Here is a 13714-nt window from a genome sequence, read left to right as displayed (position 1 = left end):
AAAACCAGGTGGATCTCAAAAACCAGAGCATCAGCTCTGATTCCTTTCGTGCTTCTGCTGAACTTTCGATTGGGCTTCCATCAGCCTCCCCGAGACCAGCACAAGGAGAGCTGAAAGTTTCCTATAGATTGAGTCTCGATCGAACCAACGATCACCTTGCAGTCGAAACCAGCGAATTCCATATCCGTCTGATCGACGGTTCTCGCCCTAGACCAATCATTCGATATGAATTTGAGCGCCATGCCAGGAACAAACCTGGTGCTCACCTCCACATCCATTCAGATTCAGTTCCACTGGCGATTTCATTAGATAGAAATGGACAACGTTCTTCCGCCTCTGACCAGTCGAAACTCCACTACCCTACGGGCGGACACCGTTATAGAGTCTGTCTTGAAGATGTAATCCAACTTGCAATTGTTGAATTAAGTTTTCGAGGTAAAGACAAATGGGAAGAGCATGTTGAAAATGGCAGAAGTCAGTTTCGAAGCAAGCAGGCCGAGACCGTGATTCGTCAAAACCATGATCTCGCGGCACAAACTCTCCGAAACCTTGGATATGAAGTCACGTTAGAAACTAACTTAGATATTCCGTCAGCAAGCCCCTCTTGGTAGTTCACCCACAAGGGTTCGCCCAGGTGGGGTTTCTTTTAGCTATGTCAGTGCAATTGGGCCACACATCTTAAGGGCAGTGCGCCACTGCCCTTCACTAACACAAATTGCGCACAGACTATTCAGAATATGTTCGGAAATCTATCGGCCACAAAGGCCCCTACTCCGTTGCCGGCTCAGCAAGATATTCTGAGGTCCAGTTATAGAGTCGCAGTTTCACAACCCCCAACCGCTTCCCGCCAGTACCAGCACCACCATCTGCAATATCAAGAACACTGATACTGGCTGGGTGGAGCGGCACTGCGCGGGACTGGTCGAGGCCTACGGTGAGGTCCATGAGCGCTCGGATGACTCCGCCGTGGGTGGCTATCAGCAGGGTTGAAGCTTCCTGTTCTGCTGCCAAGGCAAGCACTGATTGGAGGCCTTCCATCACGCGTGTGCGGAAGGCGTCGATTGATTCAGATCCGGGTGGATCGTAGGTGCCTTCGCGCCAGTGTTGGTAGTTGTCGCCTTCCTGGTCAACGACATCGCGGGCAAATTTCCCCTCCCAGGTTCCGAGGCATCGTTCGGCAAGCCGGTGCTCTACATGGAATTCCGGGTATCCCAGTTCGACTGCGCTTTCAGAGGCCCGGGCTAGTGGGGAGGCCACCACCATATCGGGGGTTAATCGTTGTACCAGGCTTGCTGCGGCGGCAACCTGGCTGCGCCCCACTTCAGAGAGGGAGAGGTTCTGTTGTCCCTGGAGTCGCCTGGCTCCATTCCATTCTGTTTCACCGTGTCTGAAGAGGACTACTTTCATGCCAGGCTCCTTTCGCTATGGTTTCCGCTATGGCTCGGAGTCTTGATGAGGGTACCGTCTGCGTCGTAGATTGCATCTGGGCGTGAGGGGATGGTGATGCTCACAGCATCACCTGACTGCAGTGGCACGCTGGTGTGCGTGATGATGGAGATGCGGGTGCCATCTTCAAGCATGGCGCCAATGACCCAGCGGTCAGCCATGGGTACCTGGTCCACAAAGACTGCGTCCACCTGGTTCATCCCGGAGCCTGCACCAACCTCCAGGCACAGGGAGGTTGCCCGGTACATGGCTTGGACACCGTTCTCCATGCCCACCAGTGCCCCGTCGATCACGTTGCATGGCGGGGTGCCCATGAAGGTGGCGGCAAAGGCCGTGGCAGGGGCGTTGACAAGTTCCGCAGGAGTGCCGAACTGTTCGATCTTCCCGTCTTTCATCAAAGCGATGTGGGTGGCCATGGTCAGGGCCTCCACCTGGTCGTGGGTGACGTAGACGCTGGTGGCTCCGGTGGCGCGGTGGATGCGCATGAGTTCGCCACGGGTTTCAACACGTAGTTTGGCGTCGAGGTTGGAGAGGGGTTCGTCGAAAAGCAGGTAGGAGGGTGCGGAAGCGATCATGCGCGCGATGGCAACACGTTGCTGCTGTCCACCGCTGATCTCACCGGGGTAGCGGGCGGCAAGCTCGCTGATGCCGAGCATCTCCAGCACCGAAGCCACCCGTCCGGAGATGTCGGGGTGTTTGGCCACCTGGAGGGGCCAGGCCACGTTGTCATAAACAGTTTTGTGTGGCCAGAGTGCGTAGGACTGGAAGACCAGGCCGGCATCACGCTTGGCCGGCGGCACCGCCACTCCCCCGGCGAAGATCTCTTTGGAGCCAAATTGGATATGTCCGGAGGTGGGGGTTTCCAAACCGGCAAGCATGCGTAGCGTGGTTGTCTTGCCACAGCCTGAGGGGCCAAGCAGTACCAGGAATGCCCCAGCTGGTACGGATAGTGAGATGCCATCCACGGCAGCCTTGCCGTCAAAGTCTTTGCGTAAGTCCTGGATGACCAGGTTGTCTAGTTCCACGGTTGTGCCTTTCCTTCGAATCGTCGGGCTAGAATCGTCGCCCCGACGGAGATAACCGCAATGATGACTGTGACCCCATTGGCCATCTGCGTGAAGTTTTCTGATGAGTACTGGTAGGTGAGCACGGCGAGCACCGGCATGGCCGGGGTGGCCAGCAGGACAACCAGTGAGAGATCACGGACCATCTGTACGAACACCAGGACTGCCCCGGTGAAGAGCCCACGTGCGGTCAGTGGTGCCAGGATCGCCCGGATCCGCAGCAGCAGTCCGGCACCGGCCATGACGGCGGATTCTTCAACATCACGGCTGACCTGGCTCAATGCGGAGGTTGCGGAACGTACCGCAAAGGGGATGGTGGCGGAGATACCCGCAAGCACCAGGATGGCGAATGTTCCATACAGGCTGGGCAGTGGTCCGATCGGGGCACCGAACTGCGCGATGAATGCTGCCCCGAGTGCGATTCCGGGGATGAGGAAGGGGATGAAAGCCAGGCCGGACATCAGCCCTTTCACCCAGCCGGGTGCCGCGGTGCGGGTGATCACATAGGCGATGAGAAGCCCCACTATTCCTGCGCCCACGGCCACGCTCAATCCGAGCAGCACAGTATTCCAGGTGGCCTGCCCGATGTTGGGGTTGATGAGAATGCCGCGTTGCCCCTGGGCAATGGCTGGGTCGGACTGTCCGATCCAGTAGTGGAGGGTGAGGCCGGAGCTGAAGTCATTGGTGCGGCGGGTCAGGGAACTCAGGATCAAGATGATGCCGGGCAGGATCGTGGTGGAGGCCACGATTATCCAGGACAACACTGCCACGGGTGCGGTGAAAGCACCGAGCTGTACGGTGCTGGCCCGACCGCCCTTACCTGTGATGGTGGCGAAGCTGCGCCGTCCGAGGCGACCGCTGGTGGCCTTGGATGAGGCGTACATGATCATGGCAGCGACCACGATCAAGGCGATGGAGAGCACATAACCACGTGAGTAGTCACCGGTGGTGATGGAGCCATACAGCCTGGTGGACAGCGTGTGATAGCGCACCGGTAAGCCCAGCAGGGCGGGTGTGACGAAGTTGGATACTCCTTCGGCAAAGGCCAGCAGGGCTCCGGAGATCACCGCCGGGGTGACCACGGGCAGGGCGATCTGTCTGGCCACCCGGAAGGTGGAGGCACCGGTTAATTCCGCGGCTTCCATGAGGTCACCGTTGACATTGGCCAGGGCGGCGGCGATGAGCATGAAGGACAGGGAGAAATAGTGTGCCGTGAGTGTCAGGGAGATCGGTACCGGCCCCCAGGCCAGCCAGTCCGGTACAGCGATACCCATATTGCCCAGGATTCCCTGGGAACCACCGATGAGATCATTGCGGAACACCGATTCCCAGGCCAGTGCCAGCGCGAAGCTGGGCAGGGCGAAGGGGATGATGGCCAGCAGACCGAGGATTTTGCGTCCCGGGATGCGTGTCATCACCACGACCCAAGCCAGGAAACCTCCGATGATGGTGGACAACACGGCCGTGGACACACCCACTGCCAGGGAGTTGAGCAGGGGTTTCCACAATAGGTTCGCAGATAGGCGTGAGGCGAACACATCGCTCCACGCCTCCCGGTTGCCCGGCGCGAGAGTGGTGCTGATCAACCCGATCAGCGGTGCCACCACCAACACAGCCAGGACAATCAGCGTTCCCACGCCGAGCACCACGGTGGGTGAGGTGGCCAGGGTGGTGATCCGGTGCCATCTCCGGTTCTGGGGCTGCTTCTCCGGTGCATCTTTCTGCACCGAGGTTAAAACTGACATTCCTGGTTCCTTATGGTTAAAAACATGCTTATCGACGCCCCCGCCATGCGGGTTTAGAGGGTCAGCAGGAAGTCAGCGACATCGCCGCGGACCTCCGCGGTGGTTTCGGGATCGATGTCCCAGGCACCCAGTTCATCCAGTGCCACCGCACCTTCTGGGGCAGTGATATCAGTGCGGGTGGGGTAATCACCTGGAACGTAGAACGGTGCGTAGCCGGCACCGCCGGTGTCGGAGTCATCGCCCATGAGGAAATCGATGGCCAGGCGGGCAGCAGCAGGGTTCTGCGCACCATCAACCAGGGATACATAGGCGGGGAAGGAGATTCCCACGGCAGGTTCGGTGCCCAGGGATGCCTGCAGTGCCCACCCTTCATCTTCGTTATCGCGGATATCTGAGTAGGAGGTGAAGCCCACCGGTGGGTTCTCCTGGCCCACCGCACCTACCGCGGCGTTGACGGTATCGGTGTCATCCACCAGGACCAGCCCGTTGGCGTAGAGGTTCTTGATGAACTGTTCGCCGGCGTTGTTCACATCCTCATCCAGCTCGATGCCGGAACCATAGTGGTCCTGATAAGCCTGTTCCAAGGCATCGGACTGCAGGATGATCTCGGACATCAGATCCAGGTAGTCTCCCCGCACAGATGGATCCACGCTGACCACCCGGCCATTCCATTCCTCATCGGTGAGCTGCCACAGGTTGGTGATCGGGGATCCTTCCGGATTCGCTTCCTCGTTGTACATCAGGATCTTGGTGGACAGGCGGTTGGCCAGCATGGGGTCCTGGTATTCTTCCGGCACGCTGTCCTGCACACGTGTGGGCACATAGTTGTGGAGCACACCCTGTTCGATCAGTTCTGTGATCACCACCGGAGCATCGGAGATATAGGCAACATCTGCGGAAGGTGAACCAGCCTGTGCTTCTGCCTTGAGTCGGGTGATCTGCTCTGTGGAGGAAATATCATGACCGATGAAGTCAATGCCTGGGTATTCCTGCTCAAAGGCCTCTTCCACAGCCGCGATGCGGGAGGTGAAGGAATACACCGTCACTGAACCTTCTTCCTCAGCGCGGGTCACCAGCTCCTCATGGTCAAGGCCGTCAAGTTCAGCAGCTGAAGCATTTCCGGTGCCTTCAGCAGTGGCGGTGGCAGAGTCAGTGGGAGTTCCCCCACCGCAGGCGGCGAGGATGAGAGTCAAAGGGGTGGCGACAGCAGCAATACACAGTTTCCGAAACATGAGGGTGTTCGTCCTATTCTTCAAAAGAGTTGATGAGTGAATCAAGCCGGTCCAGGGCCGGCAGTACAGTGTGGGCGTGACGTGCAGCCATGGTGAGCACGACTGCGTTGGTCACCGCCATGGGTACGGTCAGCGAGGCAAAACCATCAGTGGTTCCGCGTGGTGCTGACAGCACCAGATCAGGTGTGGGAGTGAGCATGTGCAGGGTGTCAGTGACCAGCACCGTGGTGGCCTCTGCCCCACGTACAGATTTGAGCAGTGTGGGCAGTGTCGTGGGTGCTTTGCGGAAGGCGAAGATAACCACCACATCTCCCCGGGCTATCTGAAGTGTCTTCTCCGCCAGATCACGGGTATCACCACTTAGTTCAGTGGTCGGGATGCCGAAACGACGCATCCTTCGCACCATCAGCTCCGCGAGTACACCAGCGTTACCGCGGGCATATACATGGACCCGCTTCGCCCTGGCCAGAGCATCAGCAACCTGGTCAATCTGCGATTGCTGCACATGCTTGCGCAGTGCAGACAGGGAATCCACCTCTGCGCTGAGCAGAGATTCCAGGATGGTGGCATCCCCGACTTCTTCGAGCTCATTGCGGAATCTGTCCCCTGCGCCGGATCCTGTCAGTAATTCTTCGCGATCCACCCGCAGGTCTTCCCGGAGCTCCAAATACCCGCGGTATCCCAAACGCTGTGCCAAACGCGTGGCCGCCGAGGGGTGTACACCCACCCGTCGTGCCACATCCTCGCCCTTCCATAGAGCCGCATCGACAGGATGCGACTTCAGTTCAGTGACGATTAATATGTCTGATTGCGTTAAGGAAGAGAAACACTCTTCAACCCGGTCTTTGAAGCTCACATGCAGAACCCTAAGCCCAAGTTTTCTTGCAAGCAGTGCAAGAATTGAAAGTTATTGTGCGGTTCATCCGGTGTTCAGATAAAGGCATGGAAAATCCCGCCCACACTGGGGCTTCACAGTGACTTATCGGCCTATAGTGCGCGCCAAGGGGCAGGCACTACCCCTCGGCACCAGCCAGTCCCCGCATCAGCACAGCAAACTCCTGCAGGGAAAGTCCCACCCCCTCCAGTACCTGGGCCGCCGACCCTTCCAATCCTGCCAGCTTCGCCGCCACCTCAGCATGCTTCATCCTGCCCAGCTCGGAGATGAAGACAATGACTTTTCGACGATCCAGTGGGCTGGCTTCGCGATAAACCAGAGCATTATTGACCAGCTTGTCCACCGCACGGGTCAGCGTTGCCCCCTGACACCCGGAGGCTGCAGACACCTGCGTCATGGCAACGCCATCGTGGCGGTGGATGGCATCTAAGACCATCCATTCATCAAGGGTGAGGCCCTTCTGCCCCACGGTATCTGCGACCGCTGCACCCATTTTTTTGGTAGTGTGCACAATTAATGTGAGGAGCGACTCGACAGGCACATCAATGTGATCAGGGTCAATTGAAATGCCGTGCTGGACGTCATTGATGGCCATCGGATATCTCCTTCACAAACTGGCACACAGAACATGCACTACGTTCTTCCAGCCTAGTCAGGTATTTCCAATTTAAACATTTCCTATTGGCTACGTTTTGGTTCCAATCCAATCCATCCCCTAACACCACCAGAGGCCTCTCACCCCCAATGCCCACCTTCAGTCACCCACACCGAGCAGCCAACAGCGACATTTACCGTGTTGGCATGCTCGTCCCCTTCCAGGGACCGGGTGGGCTCTTCGGGCCCTCATGTGTGGCCGTGTCTGAGCAGACCAAGAATGAACTGAACAATTCCACCGGCATCGGTGGCCGCCAGGTAGAACTGACCTATATTGATGCCGGCCAGTCACCCGAAATAATCGCCAGGGAAGTCGATGCCCTGACCACCATGGGAAGCATCGATGCTCTCACCGGCTGGCATATCTCATCCATCCGGCAAAAGCTGGTGCCGATCCTGCGCGATCGTATTCCTTATATATACACATCACTTTCTGAGGGTGACCGTCCAAGTCCAGGTGTTTTCCTCACCGGTGAGAACCCGGAGCAACAGGTACTTCCAGCACTGAAATGGATGCGGGAACACCTTGGCCATCGCCGCTGGTATGTGGTGGGCGCCTCCTATATCTGGCCGATCAAGTCCCTGGAGAAAACCACCCTGGCAGCATCTGACCTGGGCCTGCAGATAGTCGGCAGTTCCCTGGTCACCATGGGTGAGGGTAGCGACCCCCGACTTCCCAATGCTGTAAAAAGCAGTGGCTGCGATGCCGTACTGATGCTCCTGGTAGGCCAGGATGCCGTGGACTTCAACAGGAACTTCGCCGAAGCTGGCCTACACACCAAGATCGCACGCTACAGCCCCCTGATGGATGAGAACATGTTGCTGGCCAGTGGTATTGATGCCACGGAGAACCTCTACTCCTCCGCCAGTTATTTCCGCACGTTGACCAGCCCGGAGGCACTGGACTTTCTGGGCCGTTATGTCTTGGCCAATGGGGTGAGCGCTCCCCCAATGAATTCCATGGCGCAGTCTTGCTATCAGGGGATCCAAACCCTCTCCCACCTGGCACAGCAGAGCCAGAGCATCCGGCTTCATGATTTCAACCGCACTATCAACAACCTGGAGTTCGACAGTCCCCGTGGCCCGATCAGGTTCGCCGATAATCAAGCCATTCAGCCCGTTGCCATCGCAGAGGCCAACGGATTCGACTTCAATGTGATCAGCACGCTGACCCCTTTTTCACACCATTAACGCCAGGGTGGGCACCACCACCGCCACGGGTGCCAGAACCAAGCCGAAACCGATGAAGGTACGCCAGCGAATCTGTACCCCGGCACGGATCAGCTGGTCATGCCAGAGCAGGGTGGCAAGGGATGCCCAAGGCGTGATGATGGGGCCGGCATTCACACCGATCAGCAGCGCCAGGTAGGAATCTGGATTAGAAACAGCCGGCTCCAGGGCGAGGAATGCGGGGATGTTGTTCATCAGATTGGCCACCAGCCCACCCGTAGCAGCCAGGGCAAGGAGGCTGGTCCCACCCAGCATCTCCTGCACAATCTGCGCTCCGCCAAGGACATTGACGGCGGTTGCGACCGTTGACATCGCACTGGCAAGGATCAACGATGGCCAGGGAATCAGCCTTATCTGGACAAGGTCACGCCTCAAAGCAATCGCAAACCCCAGCATCACCATGGCAGCGACCGTGCTGGAGAGCCAGTACGGGATGGTCGGCAGCGCCAGGGCGGGAAGCAGCACACCGATGGTGATCAGCGCGGGGCGCAACAGCGGGTCAGTCTCTGCCCTATTGTCCGGTTGCGGCGGTGGATTATCAGCTGCCACCCGGACCGGCAGGCGGTTGACCACCAGTGCCGCCAATACTGCGATGCCGGTGGCGATCGTCGCAGGCAACCAGGCAGCCAGGATATAGTCCAGCTCGCCGGCAAAACCCCCACCGCTGAGCGCCAACAGATTGGTCAGGTTGGACACCGGCAGGTGCAGGGAGGCGATATTGGCAATCCACACCACGCCGAAGGAAATCGCCATCAGGTTCAGCGCATTGCGCCTGGCCACGGCGATTGCCAAGGGTGTCAGCAAAATCGCGGTGGTATCCAGCGACAGGAACACCGTGACCACGATGCTGATCAGGATCAACCCCGCCCACAATGCTTGTCTGCGGAGACGTTCACCGCGGGGCGCCACTGTTTCCAGCGCGCGCGTCACCGTGTCAAACACACCCACCTGCGCGGCGATGTTGACCACCACTGACATGCCCGCCACGAACACGAAGATCGGCAAGAGCCTGATGAACAGCGTGGCAGCTTCTGAACTGTCAGTGACAAGAAGGACGATGGTGGCGAACACTGCCGCCACCATCGCCACTACAGTGGTCCGGATTCCCATATACGGACTATAAGGCTATGCAGCACCAACCGGTGCGCGCTGGCCTCCCATGGGGTCGCCGGCCTCAATAATGGAGCCGACCTTGAGAACGCGGGCCTCATCAAATGCCCGGCCGATGATCTGCAGACCAATCGGCAGGCCCTCAGTAGTACCAACGGGAACAGTCATCGCCGGCAAGCCGGTGAGGTTGCTCGGCCCGGTGAAGCGGATGAAGCTGTCAATCAGATCAACATCCGAACCATTGAGCTTGGCGGTGGGTGAACCGATATCTGGTGCCATCACAGGCAGGGTCGGTGCGATGATCACATCCACATCCTGCAGGACATTAGTGAACTCCTGCTTGATCTGTCGACGTGCCTGCTGTGCCTGCAGGTAATCCACCCCGGAGAAGAGCTCACCGAGCTCAAAGAGGAAACGGATGTCCGCGCCGAAGTCCTGCGGCCGCTTCTGCAGATCACGGTGATGGATGGCCGAAGCCTCAGAAAGGCTGGTGGCAAGCTCCGTCCACTCGCTGACCGCCAGGCTTGGGATCTTCACCGTCTTCAGCGTGGCGCCCTGTGCCACCAGATCATCAATCTGCTTGCGGACCGCCTGCTCGATCGGGGAATCAACATCGCGGAAGAAGTAGTCCTCCTCCACACCGATGACCATGCCCTTGGCATCCCCACCGAGATCAGCCGAGTAGTCCGGCACCGCCACATCCACAGAGGTTGGGTCACGGTGATCAAAGCCGGCAATGGCCTGCAAGGTGGCGGCAGCATCCGCAACAGACTTGGACATCGGGCCGATGTGGTCAAGGGACCACGCCAGTGGATAGCAGCCGTATTTGGCCACACGACCATGGGTGGGCTTGAGACCCACCAGGCCACAGGCCGCCGATGGAATACGGATGGAACCTGCAGTATCAGTACCCAAAGTGGTGAAGGAGGCATCTGAAGCAACGGCAGCACCCGAACCACCACTGGAACCACCCGGCACCTTATCGGTGTTCCACGGGTTCTGAACAGAGCCGAAATGCGGGGAGTTATTATCGATACCCCACGCATACTCATGCATGTTGAGCTTGCCGGTGAGCACAATGCCCGCCTCGCGCAACTTTTTCACCACCGAGGAATCATCCTGGGACACAAAATCCTTGTGGATCTTGGAGGCCATCGTGGTGACCTCTCCCCCGACATAAATATTGTCCTTGATCGCCATCGGGATACCATGCAGAGTGCCGCGGTAGTTACCGCCGGCGATCTCTTCCTCCGCAGTCTTCGCCTCAGCAAGGGCTGCATCATCACGGAAAGAGATATACGCATTGGTGGTGTCATTGACTTCATGGGCATGATCCAGGAGTGCCCGGGTGAGCTCCACGGGAGAGACTTCCTTGCCCTCAATGAGCTTGGCCACCTCAGTGGTTGTCTTGTTGAGAAGTTCCTTAGCCATTGTGATCCCCTCCCGGGATGTTGCGCAGTGCAATATCTGCATCATCAAGGTTGATATCATCCAGGTTTGATTTCAGCTGCTCAATCTCCGCCCATTTGGCTTCGATCTTCTGCAGATGCTCTTCAGTTGGATGAATTCCCTTCAGGGCGAGTAGATCCTTCACCGAAACACTCATATCAGAACTCCTTGTCACAAAAGTTTCCCTCAAGAGCCACCACGTTTGCTGCACTTCATGGTGAAACCCATTGAATTAGTTCCATTTGAAACTAATTCAAAGTTATGTGACTTAGGCAATAATTGCAAGGGTTTTAGATATAGGACACTCATGGGGGAGTTTCCTGATCAATTGGTCACACTAAAAACTTTTAAAAACAAACGGATACAAGAAGAAGGAACCAAACTGGCAGGTCGCTTGCAAAGTCAATACACTGTCTCGAGGTTCATAACTCAACCCCTGTGAGCCACAAGATGCCTACCCCAGTGATTGGATATTGATGAATAAGCCTAAGGTGATGACCGTTTATGGCACGAGGCCAGAAGCAATCAAGGTTGCGCCTCTGATTTCTGCCCTTCAGGAGGATGATCGCTTCACCTCGATCGCAGTCTCCACCGGCCAGCACCGTGAAATGCTCGAGCAAGTCAACGAAATGTTCGGCATTGAGCCAGCTCATGACCTAGGACTGATGAAGCCCGGACAGTCCCTGAATGAGATCATTTCCCGTGCAGTGGCCGGTCTCGACGGCATCATCATGGCCGAAAATCCGGATGTCATCGTCTCCCAAGGCGACACCTCCACCGCCATGGCTGCAGCCCTTGCTGGCTTCCAGCGTGGCGTGACTGTCGTCCATCTCGAGGCAGGTCTTCGCACCGGCAACATCCAGTCCCCATTCCCGGAAGAAGCTAATCGACGCATCATCGGCCAGGTTGCATCCCTACACTTGGCACCGACATCCGTTTCCAGGGACAACCTACTCCGCGAAAACTTCAACGAAGATGACGTTGTTGTCACCGGCAACACGGTGATCGACGCACTTCTCCAGGCTGCAAGCTGGGACTTCCCCACTGCTCGCAGAAGCTGCCGCCAGTGACAAGCGCATGGTTCTGGTGACCACCCACCGCCGTGAGAACCTCGAAGCCATGACCGAGATCGGCCTGGCTGTGAATGAGCTTGCGCAGACCTACCCGGAGATCAACTTCGTTCTTCCCCTGCACCTGAACCCAAAGGTCCGTCAGGCTGTCACCCCACACGTGGAAGCTAACAAGAATGTCATCGTCACGGATCCACTCCCATACGATGAGTTCACCAAGCTGATGGCGCGTGCCGAGGTGGTTCTGACCGACTCCGGTGGAGTCCAAGAGGAAGCGCCAAGCCTTGGAAAGCCAGTCCTGGTAATGCGCGAAAACACTGAGCGCCCAGAAGCAGTCAGCGCCGGCACTGTTCTTCTGATTGGAACCGACCGCCAGCGCATCATCGACGAGACAAAGAAGCTCCTTGACGATAAGGCTGCCTACGCAGCCATGGCCAACGCGGTGAACCCCTACGGTGATGGCCTTGCCGCCAAGCGTGCAGTCGCCGCCATCGCGCAGCTAGTGGGAATTGGCGAGCGTATTGATGAGTTTGATCCGGAAAATAATTACTCCTAACTCAAATCAGAAATGAGGCCCGATCTCAACCGTGCTGGAGGGGCATTTTACAAGTCAAGGTTCTAGCACACTTAGCCCAATGCCGTTAAGTTAGTAGTGGTCGGGGTAAGGTATAGCTTTGCTGAAACGAAGTCTGAGGGTGGTGCGTATTGGTACTGCTGCAGCCAAAGCGATTGCCGTTGACTAGCAAACATGACCAAGCCTCTGCACACCGTGCTCTCCGATGAGGAGGTCACCATCCTTAAAAGTTATAAACAATCCGGCTATAAAACCGTGCGGATCAAAGCAGAAGCACTCCTGCTGCTCAATCTGGGCATGGATCACCAGGGAACCGGTAGTTTCGTTGACCGCACAGCCTCAACCATCAAGACCTGGCAACGTGACTTCAACAAAACCCGCCTGGCCAGTGTTTTCACGCTTAAAGCCAACAACTCCAACGCCTCCAAACTCGACCCCGAGCAACGCGAAGAAATCAACCGTATCCTCGCCGCACCTCCCAGCAGTGTCGGTCTGGTCGGGGAGTTCTGGACCGTGCCCAACCTCAAAGACTGGGTCTGGTCAAGTTTTGAGGTCGTCTATGAGTCTGACTCGTCGTATCATTTTCTGCTTACCCATGCTGGCCTGTCCTTTAGGTACCCGCAGACCTACGACAAACGTCGCGCAGATCAGAAGGTGATCGAGCAGCGTATGGCTCAGATCCGTGAGGAGATCGCCCCGATGATGGGCAGCGCAGACTGGATGGTCTTTGCTGCCGATGAGGTCCGGGTCGAGCAGGAAGCGATTGTTCCTAAAGCCTGGGTGCACAAGAACCACCCGACCACACTCAAGGTCGATCGTCAGCGTCAGGCACAGTCGCATATCGGTTTCCTTAATAATTCTTCTGGGCAGGTGGATCTGATACGCCTGGACTGGCAAAACACCGAGAACATCATCGCCGCGTTGACCACGCTGGTGGAGCGTTACCCGGGCAAGAAGATTGCGATCGTGTGGGACAACGCGGCGTGGCACCGGGCGAAAGCACTCCGAGAGCTCCTCGGTGAGAACAATCGATTGGGAAGGGTTCACCTGATCTGGATGCCGCCGGATGCCCCGGATTACAACCCGATTGAAAGGGTGTGGGGTGAAGCGAAATCCGCGGTCAGTAACCGTCAACGCGAGACCTTTGAACAGACGTGCATCGCGTTTGAAACCTTCATCGGTTCAACCAAATTCGGCTACCGGATCTAACCGAATACCCTCAGACTTCGTTTTAGGACAGCTATA

The 13714-nt window shown here is 57.3% G+C and carries 12 protein-coding genes and 1 pseudogene; 4 read left to right on the top strand and 9 right to left on the bottom strand.

Annotated elements, in window-relative coordinates; translation table 11 throughout:
* On the top strand, positions 1-611 hold a 611-nt coding region (locus Q0M74_RS09105), incomplete at its 5' end, for a hypothetical protein (protein ID WP_293953619.1).
* Between the two features lie 157 nt (positions 612-768).
* Here Q0M74_RS09105 and Q0M74_RS09100 read toward each other — a convergent pair.
* The 6 genes from Q0M74_RS09100 to Q0M74_RS09075 form a co-directional block, all read right to left on the bottom strand.
* Entirely contained in the window at positions 769-1407 is a 639-nt protein-coding gene (locus tag Q0M74_RS09100) for a histidine phosphatase family protein (protein ID WP_293953617.1), read from the bottom strand.
* The gene (locus tag Q0M74_RS09095) at positions 1404-2471 is read right to left on the bottom strand and encodes an ABC transporter ATP-binding protein (protein ID WP_293953615.1); all 1068 of its coding nucleotides are present in this window, start codon (positions 2469-2471) and stop codon (positions 1404-1406) included. Before Q0M74_RS09095 ends, Q0M74_RS09100 begins: the two co-directional genes overlap by 4 nt.
* A complete protein-coding gene (locus Q0M74_RS09090) occupies positions 2462-4255 on the bottom strand; it encodes an iron ABC transporter permease (protein ID WP_293953613.1) in 1794 nt (597 codons plus the stop codon). Before Q0M74_RS09090 ends, Q0M74_RS09095 begins: the two co-directional genes overlap by 10 nt.
* 53 nt (positions 4256-4308) lie before the next feature.
* Positions 4309-5487 carry an extracellular solute-binding protein gene (locus Q0M74_RS09085; protein ID WP_293953611.1) on the bottom strand — a complete coding sequence of 393 codons (1179 nt, stop codon included), beginning with the start codon at positions 5485-5487 and terminating at the stop codon, positions 4309-4311.
* Between the two features lie 13 nt (positions 5488-5500).
* Positions 5501-6226 carry a MurR/RpiR family transcriptional regulator gene (locus Q0M74_RS09080; RefSeq protein ID WP_293953609.1) on the bottom strand — a complete coding sequence of 242 codons (726 nt, stop codon included), beginning with the start codon at positions 6224-6226 and terminating at the stop codon, positions 5501-5503.
* A gap of 274 nt (positions 6227-6500) precedes the next feature.
* The gene (locus tag Q0M74_RS09075) at positions 6501-6977 is read right to left on the bottom strand and encodes a MarR family winged helix-turn-helix transcriptional regulator (protein ID WP_293953607.1); all 477 of its coding nucleotides are present in this window, start codon (positions 6975-6977) and stop codon (positions 6501-6503) included.
* A 206-nt stretch (positions 6978-7183) separates the two neighbouring features.
* On the opposite strand from Q0M74_RS09075, the gene Q0M74_RS09070 reads away from it, so the two are divergent.
* Entirely contained in the window at positions 7184-8227 is a 1044-nt protein-coding gene (locus Q0M74_RS09070) for a substrate-binding domain-containing protein (protein ID WP_293953605.1), read from the top strand.
* Here Q0M74_RS09070 and Q0M74_RS09065 read toward each other — a convergent pair.
* Genes Q0M74_RS09065 through Q0M74_RS09055 form a run of 3 tightly spaced genes read right to left on the bottom strand, consistent with a single transcriptional unit; the run spans position 8216 to position 10982 of the window.
* Positions 8216-9376, bottom strand: a complete 1161-nt coding sequence (locus Q0M74_RS09065) for an SLC13 family permease (RefSeq protein WP_293953602.1) — start codon at positions 9374-9376, stop codon at positions 8216-8218. The two genes, Q0M74_RS09070 and Q0M74_RS09065, sit on opposite strands and share 12 nt — an antisense overlap.
* Positions 9377-9391: 15 nt before the next feature.
* A complete protein-coding gene (locus Q0M74_RS09060) occupies positions 9392-10807 on the bottom strand; it encodes an amidase (protein WP_293953600.1) in 1416 nt (471 codons plus the stop codon).
* Entirely contained in the window at positions 10800-10982 is a 183-nt protein-coding gene (locus Q0M74_RS09055; RefSeq protein ID WP_293953598.1) for a hypothetical protein, read from the bottom strand. Before Q0M74_RS09055 ends, Q0M74_RS09060 begins: the two co-directional genes overlap by 8 nt.
* A 319-nt stretch (positions 10983-11301) precedes the next feature.
* On the opposite strand from Q0M74_RS09055, the pseudogene wecB reads away from it, so the two are divergent.
* Positions 11302-12451 (top strand): annotated as a pseudogene (gene wecB / locus Q0M74_RS09050) (UDP-N-acetylglucosamine 2-epimerase (non-hydrolyzing)).
* A 192-nt stretch (positions 12452-12643) separates the two neighbouring features.
* Positions 12644-13678: an IS630 family transposase gene (locus Q0M74_RS09045; RefSeq protein WP_293953596.1), complete on the top strand. Its 1035-nt coding sequence runs from the start codon at positions 12644-12646 to the stop codon at positions 13676-13678.
* Positions 13679-13714 lie beyond the last annotated feature (36 nt).

Source organism: uncultured Corynebacterium sp. (assembly GCF_945649885.1).
Taxonomy (GTDB): Bacteria; Actinomycetota; Actinomycetes; order Mycobacteriales; family Mycobacteriaceae; genus Corynebacterium.
Note: the sequence above shows the minus strand (reverse complement) of the source record. Positions and strands in the feature narration are given on the sequence as shown.